The organism is Chitinophaga sp. sic0106, assembly GCF_019219075.1.
Lineage (GTDB): Bacteria > Bacteroidota > Bacteroidia > Chitinophagales > Chitinophagaceae > Chitinophaga.
Window position 1 is genome coordinate 1 of sequence record NZ_JAHUWJ010000004.1, and the last position, 17066, is coordinate 17066.

General features: G+C 47.3%; 12 protein-coding genes and 3 tRNA genes. 8 read left to right on the top strand and 7 right to left on the bottom strand.

The genetic code is table 11. The features are described from left to right. Both KW844_RS07210 and KW844_RS07215 read left to right on the top strand, forming a co-directional pair. The coding region (locus tag KW844_RS07210) for a gliding motility-associated C-terminal domain-containing protein (protein ID WP_218376049.1) at window positions 1-4619 on the top strand (4619 nt) is incomplete at its 5' end. Between the two features lie 106 nt (window positions 4620-4725). Then, window positions 4726-5025, top strand: coding sequence for a phosphoribosylpyrophosphate synthetase (locus tag KW844_RS07215; RefSeq protein ID WP_218376050.1), 300 nt, complete (start codon window positions 4726-4728; stop codon window positions 5023-5025). 53 nt (window positions 5026-5078) lie between these two features. Here KW844_RS07215 and ispE read toward each other — a convergent pair whose 3' ends face one another. The 4 genes from ispE to KW844_RS07235 all read right to left on the bottom strand — a co-directional run bounded on the left by ispE (window position 5079) and on the right by KW844_RS07235 (window position 8502). Next, window positions 5079-5888 carry a 4-(cytidine 5'-diphospho)-2-C-methyl-D-erythritol kinase gene (ispE, locus tag KW844_RS07220; protein WP_218376051.1) on the bottom strand — a complete coding sequence of 270 codons (810 nt, stop codon included), beginning with the start codon at window positions 5886-5888 and terminating at the stop codon, window positions 5079-5081. Between the two features lie 76 nt (window positions 5889-5964). Further along, complete coding sequence (locus KW844_RS07225; RefSeq protein ID WP_218376052.1) at window positions 5965-6564, bottom strand: bifunctional nuclease family protein; 600 nt, start codon at window positions 6562-6564, stop codon at window positions 5965-5967. A gap of 177 nt (window positions 6565-6741) precedes the next feature. Further along, window positions 6742-7716, bottom strand: a complete 975-nt coding sequence (locus KW844_RS07230) for an electron transfer flavoprotein subunit alpha/FixB family protein (protein WP_218376053.1) — start codon at window positions 7714-7716, stop codon at window positions 6742-6744. Between the two features lie 45 nt (window positions 7717-7761). Then, on the bottom strand, window positions 7762-8502 hold the full coding sequence (locus tag KW844_RS07235) for an electron transfer flavoprotein subunit beta/FixA family protein (RefSeq protein ID WP_218376054.1): 741 nt from the start codon (window positions 8500-8502) through the stop codon (window positions 7762-7764). A gap of 168 nt (window positions 8503-8670) precedes the next feature. Here KW844_RS07235 and KW844_RS07240 point away from each other — a divergent pair, with 168 nt between their 5' ends. Together KW844_RS07240 and tilS are read left to right on the top strand one after the other, a co-directional pair. After that, window positions 8671-8982 (top strand): tetratricopeptide repeat protein, encoded by a 312-nt coding sequence (locus KW844_RS07240; RefSeq protein ID WP_218376055.1) that lies wholly within the window; start codon window positions 8671-8673, stop codon window positions 8980-8982. A 15-nt stretch (window positions 8983-8997) separates the two neighbouring features. Further along, entirely contained in the window at window positions 8998-10338 is a 1341-nt protein-coding gene (gene tilS / locus KW844_RS07245) for a tRNA lysidine(34) synthetase TilS (protein WP_218376056.1), read from the top strand. A 93-nt stretch (window positions 10339-10431) separates the two neighbouring features. Here the strand turns inward: tilS and KW844_RS07250 are convergent, their stop codons facing one another. Beyond that, entirely contained in the window at window positions 10432-11037 is a 606-nt protein-coding gene (locus tag KW844_RS07250; protein WP_218376057.1) for a rhomboid family intramembrane serine protease, read from the bottom strand. Window positions 11038-11071: 34 nt separating this feature from the next. After that, a complete protein-coding gene (locus KW844_RS07255) occupies window positions 11072-11545 on the bottom strand; it encodes a 23S rRNA (pseudouridine(1915)-N(3))-methyltransferase RlmH (RefSeq protein WP_218376058.1) in 474 nt (157 codons plus the stop codon). A 123-nt stretch (window positions 11546-11668) separates the two neighbouring features. Here KW844_RS07255 and KW844_RS07260 point away from each other — a divergent pair. From KW844_RS07260 to KW844_RS07270, 3 genes are all read left to right on the top strand, one after another. After that, window positions 11669-11745: transfer RNA gene (locus tag KW844_RS07260), tRNA-Arg, on the top strand. A 295-nt stretch (window positions 11746-12040) separates the two neighbouring features. After that, window positions 12041-13675 (top strand): alpha-L-fucosidase, encoded by a 1635-nt coding sequence (locus KW844_RS07265; protein ID WP_218376059.1) that lies wholly within the window; start codon window positions 12041-12043, stop codon window positions 13673-13675. 97 nt (window positions 13676-13772) lie between these two features. Then, a tRNA-Arg gene (locus tag KW844_RS07270) sits at window positions 13773-13846 on the top strand. Between the two features lie 33 nt (window positions 13847-13879). Here KW844_RS07270 and KW844_RS07275 read toward each other — a convergent pair. Beyond that, entirely contained in the window at window positions 13880-16588 is a 2709-nt protein-coding gene (locus KW844_RS07275) for a beta-L-arabinofuranosidase domain-containing protein (protein WP_255578270.1), read from the bottom strand. Between the two features lie 187 nt (window positions 16589-16775). Here KW844_RS07275 and KW844_RS07280 point away from each other — a divergent pair. Continuing rightward, a tRNA-Arg gene (locus KW844_RS07280) sits at window positions 16776-16849 on the top strand. Window positions 16850-17066 lie beyond the last annotated feature (217 nt).

Here is a 17066-nt window from a genome sequence, read left to right on the forward strand (position 1 = left end):
CTACCATCACGGTAACACCTGGTGATCAGGTACAACTGACCTGGACAGTCACCAGCATGGTAAATGGTGTAGTAAACACTAACTGCCCAGCTACCACTGATGTAGTAACTATCTATAACTACGCTGCTAACCCGGCTGCCAACGCAGGTTACGACCAGGTGGAATGCGCCAGGACTACTGCCTTCACCCTGAATGCAACTCCGGTAATATCTACTGGTAACATCCAGCAAATTGGTACCTGGACGGTAGTATACACTGGTACTAACATAGCTCCAACTGTAAGTGATGTACACAATCCGAATGCAACAATCGTTGTACCGGTAGGGGATAGCGTTCAATTGATCTGGACTGTTACCAGTATGGTGAATGGTACAGTCATCGAAAAATGCCCTGCTACACAAGATGTAGTTGCAATCAGAAACTTCGCTGAATCTGCCATTGCAGTCGCAGGACCTGATCAGGAAGATTGTGCAAGAACCAGCGCATTCAGACTCAGTGCCACTCCTGTTGCAAATACAGGTAATATCCAGCAAACCGGTACCTGGACTGTTAACTATCTCGGCTCGAATCCTGCGCCAGTAGTAAGCGATATTCATGATCCGTATGCCACCATCGTGGTGCCTGTTGGCGACAGTGTTACCCTGATCTGGACCGTTTCCAGCATCAACGGAACCTGCGCCGCTACTATGGATCAAATGATCATCCGCAACTATGCCATCGCTGCGAAAGCAAATGCAGGCAAAGACCTGACCGATTGTAACAGAACGACCGACTTCACACTCGAGGCAGAACAACCAAGCCTCGCCACTGCAAGCGGTATCTGGACTATCATAAAGGGTAATGCTACCATCCGTAACAAATTCCTCCACAATTCCGGAGTGTACGTTGCGCCTGGCGACACCGTTACTCTACGCTGGACGATCACAAATGGTACTTGTGCATCTACCGAAGATGAAATGACCATCATCAACTACCTGCGACCAGTAACCGCAGTAGCCGGCCCTAACCGCGAACATTGCGATGTGGATACCTTCCACCTCCACGCAAGTGATCCTGGTGTAGCAGGTGCTATAGGAACCTGGATTGTAACAGGTGGAGACAGAACAAAAGTCACTATTGACAATATAAACAGCAAAGATGCAATCGTAACCGTTGAAGCAGGGCAAACTGTTCAGCTCACATGGGTGGTAAGCAACGGCGTCTGCGATGCTACCAGCTCCAGCCTCACGCTGATCAACCGCAAACCGATCCTGGGCAACACCATCAGTTCAGATCAAACACTCTGCTTAACTGAAGCTGCTCAAGGTCTCACCGGTGCTCAGCTGACAGGTGGCGACGGAACCTATACCTACCAATGGCAGTCCAGTACTGCAGGTGCTAACGGTCCGTTCACCAATATCAACGGTGCCAACAGCGACACCTACCAGCCTGGTACGCTGACTCAGAATACCTGGTACAGAAGACTGGTAACATCCGGTCAATGTATCGACAACATCAGCAATGTGGTAAGCATTGTGGTGATCACGATACCTCCGATTGTAGTGTCTACACCGCCGTCCTTCACTACTGAATGTGTACTCAATAAAGATTACACCACGATGTTTGGTACACCGGTATTCAGTCACGCTCCTTATATCAATGAGCAACTGCAAATCACCAAGAATGATGTAGCCGTAACCGTGAATGCTTGTACCAGAACCATCACCCGCACCTGGACCGCCACCAACAGATGTGGTACCAGCGTGAGAACATCACAGACGATCACCATCGTGGATACAAAAGCACCAGTGTTTACCACACCTGCTCCACAGGATATCACTGTTGATTGTGATAAAGTACCTGGATTAGTAAACCTGACCGCTAAAGACGATTGCGGTGGCGACATCAACATCGCTCCGGTTGAAACCAGAAGAGATATACCTGGCAACTGCGCTAACAACTACCAGCTGATCAGAACATGGACAGCAAAAGACGCCTGCAACACCGGCGTAACACTGACCCAGATCATCACAGTGGTAGATAGAACAGCTCCGGTATTCAATATGCCTACACCAGCCAATATCACGGTTGATTGTGATAAGATCCCTGCGGGTCAGCCACTCACAGCCGCCGATAATTGTACAGCAGGTGTAATCACTGCTCAGCCAAAAGACTCCATCGTTCACAAACCTGGAGACTGCCAGAGCAACTACCTCATCTATCGTAAATGGACTGCGCTGGATGAATGCGGTAATGGTAACACCACCGTACAGATCATTACTGTACAGGATACTACCAGACCAGTATTCTCCATGCAGGCACCTAAAGACACCGTGGTAGATTGTGATAAGCTGCCTGGATGGCCTGTAATCAGCGCAACGGATAATTGCACCGGTAGCGTACAGGTTATCACCAGCTCCAAAATTGTGAAGATCCCGGGTTCCTGCGCAGGTAACTACATCGAGATCCGCACATGGACAGCTACAGACGCTTGCAACAATATCGCTACCATGCAGCAGCGTGTAACCGTACAGGATACCATCAGACCGGTATTCACGATCTTACCGCCAGCTGATACCACCGTAAGCTGCGATGCTATCCCTGCACCTGCTCCGAACGTAACGGTAACAGATAATTGCAGCACCGGAAATGATGTGAAATTAATCAGAACGATTACCACAGAACGTATACCGGGTGCATGTAACAACTCTTACCGCATCATCAGAACATGGACCGCTATGGATGCTTGCGCTAACAAAACAGTTGTTCGTCAGGTGATCACCGTGGTAGATACGACCCGTCCGGTTGTAATGCCTGCCCCGGCTGATATCGAGATCTTCTGTCAGGATAAGATTCCATCTTCTCCGACACTGATCGCAACAGACAACTGTGATCCTTCATTCCCGAAAAAAGTGACTTATACAGAAGATCCGTTTGTAAAAGATATCTGTAACGGTTACACCATCATCAGAAGATGGACCATCACTGATGCATGCGGCAATAAAGCAAATGATGTGATTCAGCGGATTATCATCAAACCTTGTGATAAACCGAAACTGAACGCTAACCTGCCACAAAACTGTTCTGATAATCCAAGAATAGTGCTGCAGCCAATGGGAGGCGTTACCCGTCCAACTTACACCCTGGTAGGCATCACGCCATCCAACGCTGTAAACGGCCTGCCGATCACACAAAGCAGTAATATCTTCAACCTGAACGGTGCAACAAGTGCATCCTTCATCGTAACCGATGGTAAAACAGGTTGCTCTTCCGACACCGTGACCTATGACCTGAAATACACCCAGAAACCAATGGTAAATCTTGGAAAAGACACTACCATCTGCGGTGGCAACAGCCTGGTACTCGACGCGGGTGCAACCAACTTCGGATACAACATCCGCTGGAATACGGGAGAAACCACACAACGTATCAACATCACAAAAGCTGGTACTTACTGGGTGAACGTTTCCAACGGTATGTGCGGAACTACCGATACCATCAAAGTTGGTCTGATTCCTACACCACTGGTAGATATTCCGGACACCACCATCTGCCGCGGACAGTCAGTGAAACTGGATGCATTCGTAAATGGTGCCACTTACCTCTGGAGCACCGGCGCAACCGCCGCTTCCATCCTGGTAGGGACACAGGAACAGTTCTGGGTGAAAGTAACCAAGAGCGGATGTATCACCATCGATACCGTGAAAGTGAGTGTGAATCCGCCACCAGACATCAGCCTGAGCCGTGATACGACGATCTGCCCTGATCAGTCCATCATGCTCACCGTTAACTCTAACGGCGGACGTATCCAATGGCAGACCGGCGAAACCGGCAACTCCATTGTGGTGAACAGACCAGGTAACTACTGGGTAGCCGTAAGCAGAGACAACTGCGTGGTAAGAGATACCGTTAACGTTCGTATGAAACCAACGATCAGCGTAGATCTTGGCCCAGACAGAAATATCTGCCCAGGCGCTACCATCACCCTGAACGGTACCACTGAAAATGCTATTTCCTATCTGTGGAATGACGGAGATCCTAACCCGATCAAAAACATTACCGCATCAGGTAGTTACAAAATCGCTGTAATGGATAAATTCTGTCAACGCGTATTCATGGATAGCGTGAAAGTAAACGTGACAGGATTACCGAAAGTGAACCTTGGTAACGACACCGTAATGTGTAAAGGTGAAACACTCACCCTCCGCGCATTCGGAAACGGTATCACCGCAGTACGTTGGGATAACGGATCTTCCGCACCAACACTCAATGTAAGAGATGGCGGTACCTACACAGTAACGGTATTCAACGACTGTGGAAGCGCTACGGATCAGATCCGTGTAGACTTCACAGAATGTGAACCTAAACCTGAATTACCAAATGCATTCTCTCCAAACGGCGACGGACGTAACGATGTGTTCAGACCAGTGGTTCGCGGACCAATGTATGAATACGAACTGCGCATCTTCAACAGATGGGGTGAACTGATCTTCATCTCCTCCGATCAACACAGAGGATGGGACGGTAAACACAGAGGCGTTCCTGTAGAAGTAGGCACCTACGTATGGTGGCTCACCTATAAGAAATATGCCGGTGGTACACCAAATGTCCTCAAAGGTGAAGTAACTGTTATCAGATAATACCAAACCCGAATAGTCAAAAAAGCTGATCTCTCCGGAGATCAGCTTTTTTGTTTTAAAAAGAACATTCAGATTTGCTAAATTGTATAAGACAAAAAAGGGAACTATGAAATCATATGAGACAGTAACAGAAGCACTGCAGGACCTACGCCAACGTGGTTACACCACTGACTTTAATCTGCAGTTTGATTGCATTCAGTGTGAGCAACAGAACAAGAAATTGAATCCGGAAGAATTTGATATTGAAGAAGTTTACCGCTTCGAAGGGGATACTGACCCGGGCGATGAAAACATTGTATATGCCATCAGAACCCTGGACGGTACGCTGGGTACGCTCATGCACGGTTACGGCGTATACGCGGAAGATGTATCAGATGATATGATCCGTAAACTCGGAACGGAATAATTGTGTCAAACAGGACAGCACTTACTCACCTGACGCAGTACGTGTCAGGTGTTTTATTTTATTTGAAATACGCTAAATGCTTTGTCCCACTCAATTGCAGGTATTTTATTTTTCGGGTAGATGCCAACCATCGTTGATCCACTACCACTCATAGTCGCATAAATGGCTCCGCTGCCATACAGTTCCTCCTTAATCTTCGCTAACTCCGGATGGGCAGCAAACACAGGGGCTTCAAAATCATTACTCACTATATCTTTCCACTGTTCCACCGGCTGCTGTATAGCAGTTTTCAACGCGTGCAGCGGCGCGGCAGGTGTCAGCTGTTTGAACGCCCAACCCGTATTTACGTGAATGCCCGGATAAATTAACAATAGGGAATAGCCGGATAAATCCAGCGATAGCGGTGCTAGTATCTCCCCACGACCAACAGCAAAACATGGTTTATTAGGAATGAAAAAGGCACAATCACTCCCTAACTGTGCCGCATATCCGATTAACTGCTCCTCGCTAAGGCCGAGTTGAAATTTATTATCCAGCAATTTCAGCATGAAAGCCGCATCAGCACTGCCTCCACCAAGCCCGGCACCAATGGGAATATGCTTATGCAAATGAACCTGTACCGGCTGCACGGCAGGATAATCGCGCTGCAGCAGCTCAAATGCCCTGATGCAGAGGTTATCGGCGCTGTTGCCTGGTACCGCTATCCCCGTACTTGTAAACTGAAGGGCAGGAGCCGTTAGTATCTCCAGGGCATCCTGAACCTGGACCGGATAAAACACCGTTTCCAGGTCATGAAAGCCATCCGGGCGTTTGTTGGTGACATACAGCCCCAGGTTGATTTTGCAATTAGGAAATACTACCATGGGAAATATTTTACATAGTAACGGCAGCCAGGACATCTAAACCCCGGAAACCACCTGCTGACCAATAAATTTTGGATTATCTGCTTTTACGACTGTTGATCTCATCCCGGATAGCAATGGCGCGGATATAATCTTCCTGCTCCAATACTTCCTGCAGCAACTGCTGGAGCTCATCCACATTCAGGGCCTTCAGGTCGTCTTCTGCGCCTTTTTCATGCTCCTGGATAGTAGGTGTAACTGGTTTGTTGCTCTTTTTGCCAGCCGGATCATCCAGCAGGATGCCAGCACTGTTGAGAATATTTTCGAATGTGTATATCGGACAGCCAAATCTAACGGCTAATGCGAGCGCATCTGAAGTCCTGGAGTCTATTTCTATGGTTTCGTCGTTGCTGGAACAGATCAGTTTGGAGTAAAATATGCCTTCCTGCAAGTTGCTGATTACTACTTCATGTAATTCAATGTTAAATGCATTCATGAAATTCTTCATCAGATCGTGTGTTAGGGGCCTGCTGGGTTGCATTTTTTCAAGTGCCACGGCAATCGCCTGCGCTTCAAAGCCGCCAATCACAATCGGCAAACGGCGTAACCCATTGACCTCTCCCAATACCACGGCATATGAATGAGTTTGCGTAATGCTGTGCGATAAAGCAACTATTTCCAGTTCTATTTTTCTCATATCTGTCGTGCGTTGTCGCTGAAGGTTTTATAAGACCGTGAAGTTAGAAAATTATTTTTTATCTAAAAAAAAACTATAAGATTCGGGGCACATTTATCAAAATCAGCGTACAACCACAAAATTGAAAGGAGATGATGCATTGCCTTTGCGGTAGCACCATCTCCTTAATTATTTAGCCTAGTTCAGGCCTTTATATTTCTTCACTGCCTCGGTAAGCTTAGGAACGATTTCGAAAGCATCACCCACAATGCCATAGTCGGCTGCCTTAAAGAACGGCGCTTCGGGATCTTTGTTGATCACCACAATCACCTTACTACCGTTTACGCCGGCCAGGTGCTGGATCGCACCGGAAATGCCGATTGCTATATAGAGGTTAGGACGAACCGTCAAACCAGTTTGACCCACATGCTCATGATGCGGACGCCAGCCGGCATCAGCCACCGGGCGACTACTAGCCGTTGCCGCACCCAGTACATGTGCCAGGTCTTCCACCATGCCCCAGTTTTCAGGTCCTTTTAAACCACGGCCACCGGATACAATGATTTCAGCCTCTGTTAACGGAATCTCCCCGCTCAGGGTGTTCGTCTTCACCACCTTCACTTTGAAGTCCGCGTCATTGATAGCAGGGGAGAATGCCTCTACCGCCGCAGTTTCAGCGCCCGGACTTACCGCAAAAGTGTTTGGTATAATAGAAATGATTTTCTTTTCAGAAGTAATGTTGATGTTAGCAAAAGCCTTTCCGGAAAATACGCTCTTTTTCACCACAAAGCCATTGCTGGTATCAGGATAGGAAATGGCTCCAGCCACCAGGCCTGCTTTCAGTCGCGCTGATACGCGGGGCGCAATTGCTTTACCATCAAAGTTATGTGGGAAGATGATCACGGCAGCACCTTCTTTTTCTGCTGCTTCCGCAATCACTTTGGTATACACGGTGGATTCCACTTCGTGGAGGCGTGCATCTGCCGCATGTAATACTTTTGTAGCGCCATAGTTACCCAGGGCCGCCAGTTCTGCTGCATCTGCTGCGCCCAGTACCACTGCGGTAGCGGTAGTACCCAGCTGTGCTGCTACCTTGGCGCCGTATTGTACGGCTTCCAGGGCCGCCTTTTTGATTTTACCTTCTGCCTGATCTGCAAATATTAATACTGACATTGTTTAATTTTTTGAAGTGGGAAATTGGTTAACCTTGATTCAGCCTTAGATCACTTTTGCTTCTTCGTGGAGCAGCTTCACCAGCTCGTCCACATTGTCGGCATTGATCAGCTTCACGCCACTCTTGGCAGGAGGCAGCTCAAAGCTTACCACACTGGTCAGGCTGTCTGCGGCAACAGGTTCCACCACGGTGAGAGGTTTAGTTTTAGCCGCCATGATACCACGCATATTAGGGATACGCGCTTCCGCCATCCCTTTCTGACAGGATACCACCACCGGCAGTTCCACTTCACATACTTCCTCGCCGCCTTCAATTTCCCGGTTGATGGTAGCTTTGGTACCACTCAGGTCAAATTTGGCTGCGATGGAAACATAGGGTAATTCCAGCAGTTCCGCTACCATGCCACCGATGCCGCTACCATTGTAATCAATGGTTTCTTTACCGGTAAAGATGAGATCGTACTGCTGTTCTTTGGCATGTGCTGCTATCTGCGATGCGATATAAAAACTATCTCCACTGCTGGCGTTGATGCGGTAGGCATGATCGCCACCCAGCGCCAGTGCTTTTCTGATAATTGGGTCGTTATCCGCTCCTCCCACAGTGATCAGATGTACATCGGCTCCAACTGCTTCCTTCAGTTCCAGGGCGCGTACCAGGGCATACCATTCGTCATATGGATTGATGATGAACTGGACCCCAGCTTCATTGAATTTCGTGTTATTGTCCGTGAAAGCTATTTTTGCAGTCGTGTCCGGAGTTTTACTGATACAAACTAAAATCTTCATGGCCGTAAACTGTTTTGTTTAATAATGCGGTATTAGCAAATATATTTAAATAATATAAGCCAACCGCCACCATGTATTATGATTTTACTCAGTTTTAAGTTATAGCTAAATTTGGCAATATGATTATCTTGCGGACTGAAAAACAATTACTTATAAATTAATTGCAGAATGGACAGAATCGCGCAGCTGAAGCAGTTCCTGGAAGCTAGCCCTAACGACAGCTTCCTGAAACATGCACTTGCTCTCGAACATATTAAGCTCGGAGATGATATTACAGCAAGGAGACTATTTGAAGAATTGCTGGCTTTTGAGCCCGGCTATACCGGCTCTTACTATCACCTGGGCAAGTTGCTGGAAAGGGCGGGAGATAAGGATGCTGCCGTAAAAACATACGAAACGGGAATGACTATGGCCAAATCGGCCAACGAACGTCATACCTACAATGAATTACAGTCGGCCTACGAGGACCTGCTTTACTAATCCAACAACTATTGTATGCCGCATCAACTGCTTACGAACTTTTTAAATTTCATCAGGGAGCACGGATTATTTGACCCATCGCAGAAAATTTTGCTTGCCGTGAGTGGGGGAGTGGACTCCATGGTAATGGCCTGCCTGTTTAAAGAAGCTGGCTTTAACGCCGGCATTGCCCACTGCAATTTTCAGTTGCGGGATGAGGAGTCAGTAAGAGACGAGTCTTTTGTACGGGACCTGGCCGCGCGACTGGAACTGCCCTTCCATGAAACACGTTTTGATACTGCTGAATATGTAGCCACCCACAAAGTGTCTATCCAGATTGCAGCCAGGGAGCTTCGCTACCAGTGGCTGGAAGGGGTGCGCCTATCCAATGGTTACGCCTATATTGCCACTGCCCATCACTTGCAGGATAGCGTGGAAACAGCGTTGATGAATTTCGCTAAAGGTACTGGTATTGCTGGTTTGCACGGTATACTGCCAAAATACGACAAGATCATCCGGCCGATGCTGTTTGCCGAAAAGGATACACTGGTGGCCTGGGCAACCCGCAAAAATTTGCAGTTTGTGGAGGATAGTTCCAATGCAACTGACAAGTATACACGTAATTATTTCCGTCACCATGTAATCCCGGTAATACAGGACAGCATTCCGGCGGCGGTAAAGAATATGGCGGGTACCATTGAAAAAATCAGGGAAGCTGAAATGCTTTACCAGGAATCCGTAGTCCGGCATCGCAAAGGCTTACTGACGGAAAAAGCGGATCATTGGGTGATCCCTGCGCTGAAGCTGCAAAAAACAGTACCCCTGCAAACTATTGCCTGGGAAATCTTCCGGGAGTTTGGCTGTAGCTCCGCACAACTGCCGCAGGTATTGAATTTGCTGGAGAGTGAGTCAGGGAGATATGTAGAGACGCCCACACACCGTATCCTGCGTAACCGCGCATGGCTGCTGATTACAGCGCTTCAGGAAAAGGCGGCACCGGTTATTGCTATCAGCAGTGAAACAACCAATGTACACTATGGCGGAGGGCAACTACACCTGCGTCATATCGATAAATCGCATGCGGGCAGCATACCGCAGTCGCCTGAAACGGCCTGGGTAGACGCCTCGCAGCTGCGTTACCCCCTGATTCTCCGTAAATGGAAACAGGGCGATTATTTCTATCCTTTAGGTATGCGCAAGAAAAAGAAGCTAAGCCGTTTTTTCATCGATCAGAAATTATCTATTCCGGAGAAAGAACAGGTCTGGGTACTGGAGTCGCAGAAGAGAGTGGTGTGGGTCATCGGAATGCGCATTGATGACCGGTTCAAGATTCTGCCATCAACAGAAAAAATTCTATCCTTAGAATTACATAAATAAATTGAAAAGAGGGTGTATCAGGAGTCTGATACACCCTCTTTATATTCGGGTGCCTGACGGAGTCAGGTCGTCAATTAAGTCGTTCGTTTACTATTATCTTTTGAGTAGTGTATCCAGGAAGTTTTGCGCCAATTCCGGTCGCAATACAATGGGCGCTACAAACCCAAATATTGCACCCCAGATGTGTGCATCGTGCCCGATATTATCCATCCCGCGTTTAGACATATAGCTGGAATACGCCAGGAACAGCAACGCATAAATTACTGCCGGAATACCGATGGCAAAATACAGGTAGATTTTTTCCCATGGATACAGGAGGATTGTGGTAAATAATACCGCAGAAACCGCACCACTGGCGCCTATAGCCACATAGTGACTGTCGTTCTGATGCTTAAAGAATCCAGGAATGTTTCCGGCGATGATAGCCAGAATATAATACACTACATAAGTTACTTTTGAACCGGTGATAGCAAAGAATAACATCTCCGCATACCTGCCAAAAAAGTAAAGTGTAAGCATGTTAAAGAACAGATGCATGTAGTCGCCATGGAGGAAACCGCCTGTAATAAAGCGGTACCACTGGTTATGGTGTTTTACCATGTAAGGTTGCATGCTCAGCTTATCCCATTGAGAGCCGTTGCTGAAGGTGGTAATAGAAACAACGCAGGTAATGATTATAATAATAAGTGTTGTAGACATAGATTGCGGGTTGTTAGACAGAATGTAAATGTAATTATTGGTGATGATATTTTTCACGGTTTAATACAGTATATGCCCTGTATAATTGTTCTGTGAAAATCAGCCGTACCAATTGATGCGGAAAGGTAAGAGGGGATAGGGACATGGTAAGTTGCGCCCTTTGCAGCACCGTTTGGTCGATGCCAAAAGCGCCGCCAATGAGGATAATCAGCTGCCTGGTGCCGGCGTTGGTACGCTGTTGCAGGAAGTCGGCAAACTGCACCGTCGTCATCATTTTTCCCTTTTCATCCAGCGCCAGCAGGAAATCTGTAGGCTGAAGGAGGTCCATGATAATTTTAGCCTCCGCTTTTTTGAGCTCAGGAATGGAGAGACTCGCCGCTTGTTTTACAGTAGGGATGAGTTTTACGTCAAAATCCACATAATGTTGCAGGCGTTTCTGAAATACCGCCATGCCTTCCCGGATATAGGGATCATGTTCCTTTCCAATGCTCCAGAGTTGAATTTTCAATTCCTATAATTATTTAATGACAGCCGTAAAAGTACGTGGAAATCAGAAATTTACGAGGGAATGAAAAAAATATTTGGCGAAATAGAAAAAACACATACCTTTGCAATCCAATCACAAACGAATGGCTGCGTAGCTCAACTGAATAGAGCATCTGACTACGGATCAGAAGGTTTCAGGTTTGAATCCTGACGCGGTCACCAAGGATTGCAAAAGCCGCTAATTTAGCGGCTTTTGTTTTTTGTACCCACACTCTTTTTTGCCCACATTTTTCTGTCTGGTCAGACTGCCAAACAACGATTTTTTGGATACTCGTCAAGTATTCACTTTGATATCCTTTTTCTTTTCGGAGAGATATAAAATTCGCTGCTAATACCCAATCGCTCCTGCATAAAAAGTCGGATTTGTATAATACAAAGTCTTGAATGCCGCTCTGATTTTATTGGCATCCTTGCTATGTTGTGGCCAATATTCATTTCCACGATAACTGAAACTCTCATGAACAGAAGAACATTATTGCAACAACTGGCATGGTCAGTGCCGGCACTCGCATTATCCAAACAACTCCAGGCAGCAGCGGCTTTTGTGCCGGCTCCCAAAGGCCCTTTCCATGCGTCCTGGGAGTCACTGGGTGCTTATAAGGTTCCGGACTGGTTCCGCAATGCCAAGTTTGGCATGTGGGCACACTGGGGGCCGCAGTGCCAGCCGGAAGCGGGCGACTGGTACGCCCGTAATATGTATACAGAAGGCAGTGGACAATATAAAAAGCACCTGGAAAAATATGGACACCCCTCCACCTTCGGATTTAAAGACGTGATCCATAGCTGGAAGGCGGAAATGTGGAATCCGGAGGAGCTGGTGACGCTATATAAAAATGCCGGTGCCAGGTATTTTATGGCCATGGCTAATCATCACGATAACCTCGATTTGTATAAAAGCAAATACCAGCCTTCCTGGAATTCTACCCGGGTGGGACCACAGAAAGATATTATTGGCGGATGGGCAAAAGCTGCCCGTAAAAATGACCTGCCATTTGGAGTGAGCGTACATGCTGCCCATGCCTGGAGGTGGTATGAATCGGCCCAGGGAGCAGATAAACAAGGGCTGTTTGCTGGTGTGCCTTACGATGGTAAACTCACAAAAGCAGATGGTAAAGGCCTGTGGTGGGAGGGACTTGATCCGCAGGAACTTTATGCGCAAAACCATCCCCTCAGCAAAAAAAGTGAAGACCCCCACAGTATCCACCCGCAATGGCATTGGGGAGCAGGAGTATATCCACCCTCCACCGCCTATTGTGAAAACTTCTACAACAGAACAATAGATCTGATCGACAGCTACGACCCTGCCTTTATTTATTTTGATGATACCGCCTTGCCACTATGGCCTGTAAGTGACGCCGGACTCCGCATCGCCGCACATCTGTACAACAAAAGCATTAAGGAAAAAGGAAAACTGGAATCCGTGGTATTTGGAAAAATACTGGATGAGCAACAGCGCAAATGCATGGTGTGGGATATTGAACGGGGACAAAGTAACGAGATAGAACCGCTGCCATGGCAAACAGATACCTGTATTGGCAGCTGGCATTATAACCGGGAAATCTATGATAAAAAGCAATACAAAAGTGCTCAAAACGTGATTCATATCCTTTGTGATGTAGTGAGTAAAAATGGTAACCTGATGCTGAACATCCCGGTCAGAGGCAATGGAACTATTGATGAGCAGGAACGCAGTGTGGTAGAAGAAATCGGCCGCTGGATGGCGCTCAACAGTGAAGCGATTTATGATACCAGGCCATGGCAGGTATTTGGAGAAGGGCCGGCGATGGAAGATGCAGCGCCACTTTCCCATCAGGGCTTCAACGAGGGTAAAGGAAAACCATTCAGAGCAATGGATATACGGTTCACTACAAAAGGAAATAGCGTATATGCGATCGCGTTAGGGTGGCCGGAGAATAACAAGCTGACCATAAAAAGCCTGCAATCATCCAGTCATAAAAATATCTCTGCTGTAACCATGTTGGGAACCGGGCAGCAACTGGCTTTTACCCGCGATCAGGAAGGGCTGCACGTGACCTTGCCCTCACAAAAACCAGTACTTTCTTATGCATTCGCCTTAAAGATTTCAGGATAATTTTTCGGTGCAGATTTTACATCTCCCTAAAAAAAACTAAAAAAAATTTGTTCAATTTAAAAACATTCCTACATTTGCAACCCGTTACACACGGAATGGCTGCGTAGCTCAACTGAATAGAGCATCTGACTACGGATCAGAAGGTTTCAGGTTTGAATCCTGACGCGGTCACAAAAAAGGACAAGCAAATCGCTTGTCCTTTTTTTATTGATTTATCCATACATTACTCGTTGGCGCCCGCTCCACATAACGCGGCGGTTCATTATCCCTGCCAGGCTCCAATACCTGTGTAGACGCAGGGAACACTGTAGGCGCCACCCGGTTCATTCTCGCAAAATTCGGGATCGCAAGCAGGGGAGTGCCATCGCTCCATTTACCGGTAATGACCATCACCCCATCCAGCAAATCCGGACGCCATTGTAACGTCAACGGCTGTACGCTAATTGCTTTATTGATGTTCTGATCCGCAGCCTCCACATTGTAGATGAGTGGGCCGTAACGTAGTGCCACCATGCCTTTGTCGGCAGTAATTTTAGGGTCAGCAGTAACGCGCTGTATCTCCATCGGCAATTCCAGTTCAATATGGTCACCCTTTTTCCAAACCTGGGTAATGGCAGCATAACCGTTTTTAATAACCGGTGTGATTTTTTTTCCATTCACAGCAAGGGCTTTCAAACCTTTAACAGTGGGGAATGCCGTATAAAGCTCACTGGTACTGCGATCCGGCACGCGGATATACACCGTAAATGCCTTGCTGTCTTCCGGATTAACGGTAATACTTACCTTGCCACTCCAGGGATAATCCGTTTTTTGTACCATCTCTACGTTGGTACCGGCTACCTGATCCACTTTAATGGTACTGCCCGCGAAGAGGTTTACATACACGCCGTCATCCCCGCGAACATAGGCCCAGGTGGGCATCATGAGCAAGGTGCGGGGGATGTTGCCCACACAGCAGGGACATACATGCCACTCATATCGCGGTTGCGAAGTAGACAATGCATTGGTATAGGTGAAATCTTTACCATCCAGTGAAAGTGAACCAAGTAGCGCATTGTACATGGTTTCTTCGTACAGATCCGCATATTTTGCATCATGATAGGCGATGTTCATTTTATGCTGAAAAAAGATCAATCCGCAGCTCGAACAGGATTCGCAATAGGCATCGTTGCCCAGGGAATAGTTGCCACCAAAGCCTTCTGAGGTTTCACCGCTGCCGATGCCGCCGGTGATGTAATATTTTTTGTTCACCATATTATCCCAGAGCGACATCACTGCACTCTGATAGTCGACATCGCCGGTTTCAGCGGCTACATCGGACATGCCGGAGTAGTTGTAGGTAGCGCGTACGGCATGGCCTACCGCTTCGTACTGTTGCTGTACGGGGAGGTGACTCTGGTCGTATTCGCTTCCGCCACCTCTGCTATCCAGCAGAAACTTGGCGAGCTGAATATAGCTGTCGCCGTGACTTTGATGCCCTTCCATATCATTCACAAAACGTCCGAAGCGCACCAGTGCCTGTTCCATTTCCTGGTGGCCGTCGTACCATTCTTTTTTTCCGGGGCCGATGTTGGTGACCCAACAGTCAGCGAGTTTCTTGGCGGCATCATACAAGCGTTTGTCTTTACCTTCCGTAAGGGTGTAGTGGTTAATGGCTGATTCCAGGAAGTAACCGGCTACGTAGCCTTCGTGGTTACCGCGACTCTCAACCGGGGACCAGCGTTGGTGCCAGTGGCTGGTGTCACGCAGCGTCCAGGCGGTTTGCAGGTAACCATCTGGTTCCTGTGCTGCAAGGATGATGGGAATCCATTTATCCAGTGTACCCTGCATGTGTTGCTGTGCGGCAATAATGGCGGTATCACCCTGTGGGTCTACCATCAGCGCTTCGCAGATAGCCTCCACGGTTTGATGTACCCAGGCGTTCGAGAATACATAGCCTTTATGTTTAGTGTGTGCCTCTCCGCGGATAGCTTTGGCAGCTTCCAGAAAATTATCGATGCCGCCTTCGCCGGTATTGAGGTCAGTGCGTTCGCATTGCGCAATGCAGAATGGTATCCAGTTTACGATCATTGCTTTGGCGCGGGCATTCCAGAGCTTGCTGTCGATTTTGTAGCGGCGGGTGTATACCACATCTAACCGCTTTGCTGGCGGTGGTGTTACTACTTTTACTTTTAGGGGAGATGTAATGGCTTTGCCATTGGAAGCTGTCAGTGATAAAATGTAATTCCCTGGTGCGGAGAAGGTGGCAGTACCAGCGCTGTTGCCGGTGTTACTGAAATTTACATTTCCCGGGCCGCTTACTTTTTTCCAGATAATACTTTGTATAGGTGTAATCGATTTTATTTTTCCGGAGAGATATGTTTTACCATTTAGCATAACTGCGCGGTCGGGCCCGGCGGCTACTACCGGAGGGTACGCTGTACCGGGCGTCTGGTAAACAATCCATTCCTGCAATGCGGATACATGCAGATCGGTGGAATCAACTACTAGTCGCAGTTTCGAAGTTTTTATTTCATCAAAGGAGGCCTGGTTCATTTGGTGATTAATAATGCCTTCGTTCTTTGCATTCTTCACAGGTACAAAACGCTGACCATCCCAATATTGGATGCGGTAGGAGAGCGGGAGTCTGGTAAAATGTTGCTGGTGCCAGTACAGGGCTATTTCCCGGATGGCTACCGGTTGTTGCCATTCGTATTGCACCCAGTGTACACCGGGTTTCGGTGCGCGCCAGCGGCTTGCTACAGGAGCGTTGGCCGGCATTACACCATCCTGGAGATGCTGATAGGACTCGTCAGGATTTTCGCCACTGGAGGTGGCGATGGTAGCCAGATTGGGTTTGTGAGCGGCGGATTGGGCGTTTGCTGTCAGTGCTGTTATCAGCAATATGCAGAAAGCTAAAATCGTCTTTTTCATAACGGTGGAGCGGTCTTGTATCTAATATAATCATCAATTTAATAATTCTGTAGCCGGTATTGCGCATGAAAATTACCCGGTAATATAACAGCGTGTATTCGTTGCAGTTACATCTCTCTAAAAAAAATCAAATAAAATTTGTTGATTTAAAAACAATTCCTACATTTGCAACCCGTTCAAGCGGAATGGCTGCGTAGCTCAACTGAATAGAGCATCTGACTACGGATCAGAAGGTTTCAGGTTTGAATCCTGACGCGGTCACAAAAAAGGATAAGCAGCTTGTTTATCCTTTTTTTATGTCCTAATATAATAATTGTAGATTTAACAATTATAATATTAGTTGATAGTTAAAAAGAAGACCACATTTCTCCCCCCCCGTAGCACCTTTTAAACTGTTGTTATTTTAGCATAAAACGCTGTCGCTATGACAATGGTTTATGATAAATTATAGTTACCTTGTTTGGTGAAAACAGACCTC

Excerpts from the sequence above, each read along its gene's own strand:
- KW844_RS07235 (WP_218376054.1), bottom strand. The coding sequence starts at position 8,502 with ATGAAGATTTTAGTTTGTATCAGTAAAACTCCGGACACGACTGCAAAA.
- KW844_RS07230 (WP_218376053.1), bottom strand. The coding sequence starts at position 7,716 with ATGTCAGTATTAATATTTGCAGATCAGGCAGAAGGTAAAATCAAAAAG.
- tilS (WP_218376056.1), top strand. The coding sequence starts at position 8,998 with ATGCCGCATCAACTGCTTACGAACTTTTTAAATTTCATCAGGGAGCAC.
- KW844_RS07225 (WP_218376052.1), bottom strand. The coding sequence starts at position 6,564 with ATGAGAAAAATAGAACTGGAAATAGTTGCTTTATCGCACAGCATTACG.
- KW844_RS07215 (WP_218376050.1), top strand. The coding sequence starts at position 4,726 with ATGAAATCATATGAGACAGTAACAGAAGCACTGCAGGACCTACGCCAA.
- KW844_RS07275 (WP_255578270.1), bottom strand. The coding sequence starts at position 16,588 with ATGAAAAAGACGATTTTAGCTTTCTGCATATTGCTGATAACAGCACTG.
- KW844_RS07265 (WP_218376059.1), top strand. The coding sequence starts at position 12,041 with ATGAACAGAAGAACATTATTGCAACAACTGGCATGGTCAGTGCCGGCA.
- ispE (WP_218376051.1), bottom strand. The coding sequence starts at position 5,888 with ATGGTAGTATTTCCTAATTGCAAAATCAACCTGGGGCTGTATGTCACC.
- KW844_RS07240 (WP_218376055.1), top strand. The coding sequence starts at position 8,671 with ATGGACAGAATCGCGCAGCTGAAGCAGTTCCTGGAAGCTAGCCCTAAC.
- KW844_RS07250 (WP_218376057.1), bottom strand. The coding sequence starts at position 11,037 with ATGTCTACAACACTTATTATTATAATCATTACCTGCGTTGTTTCTATT.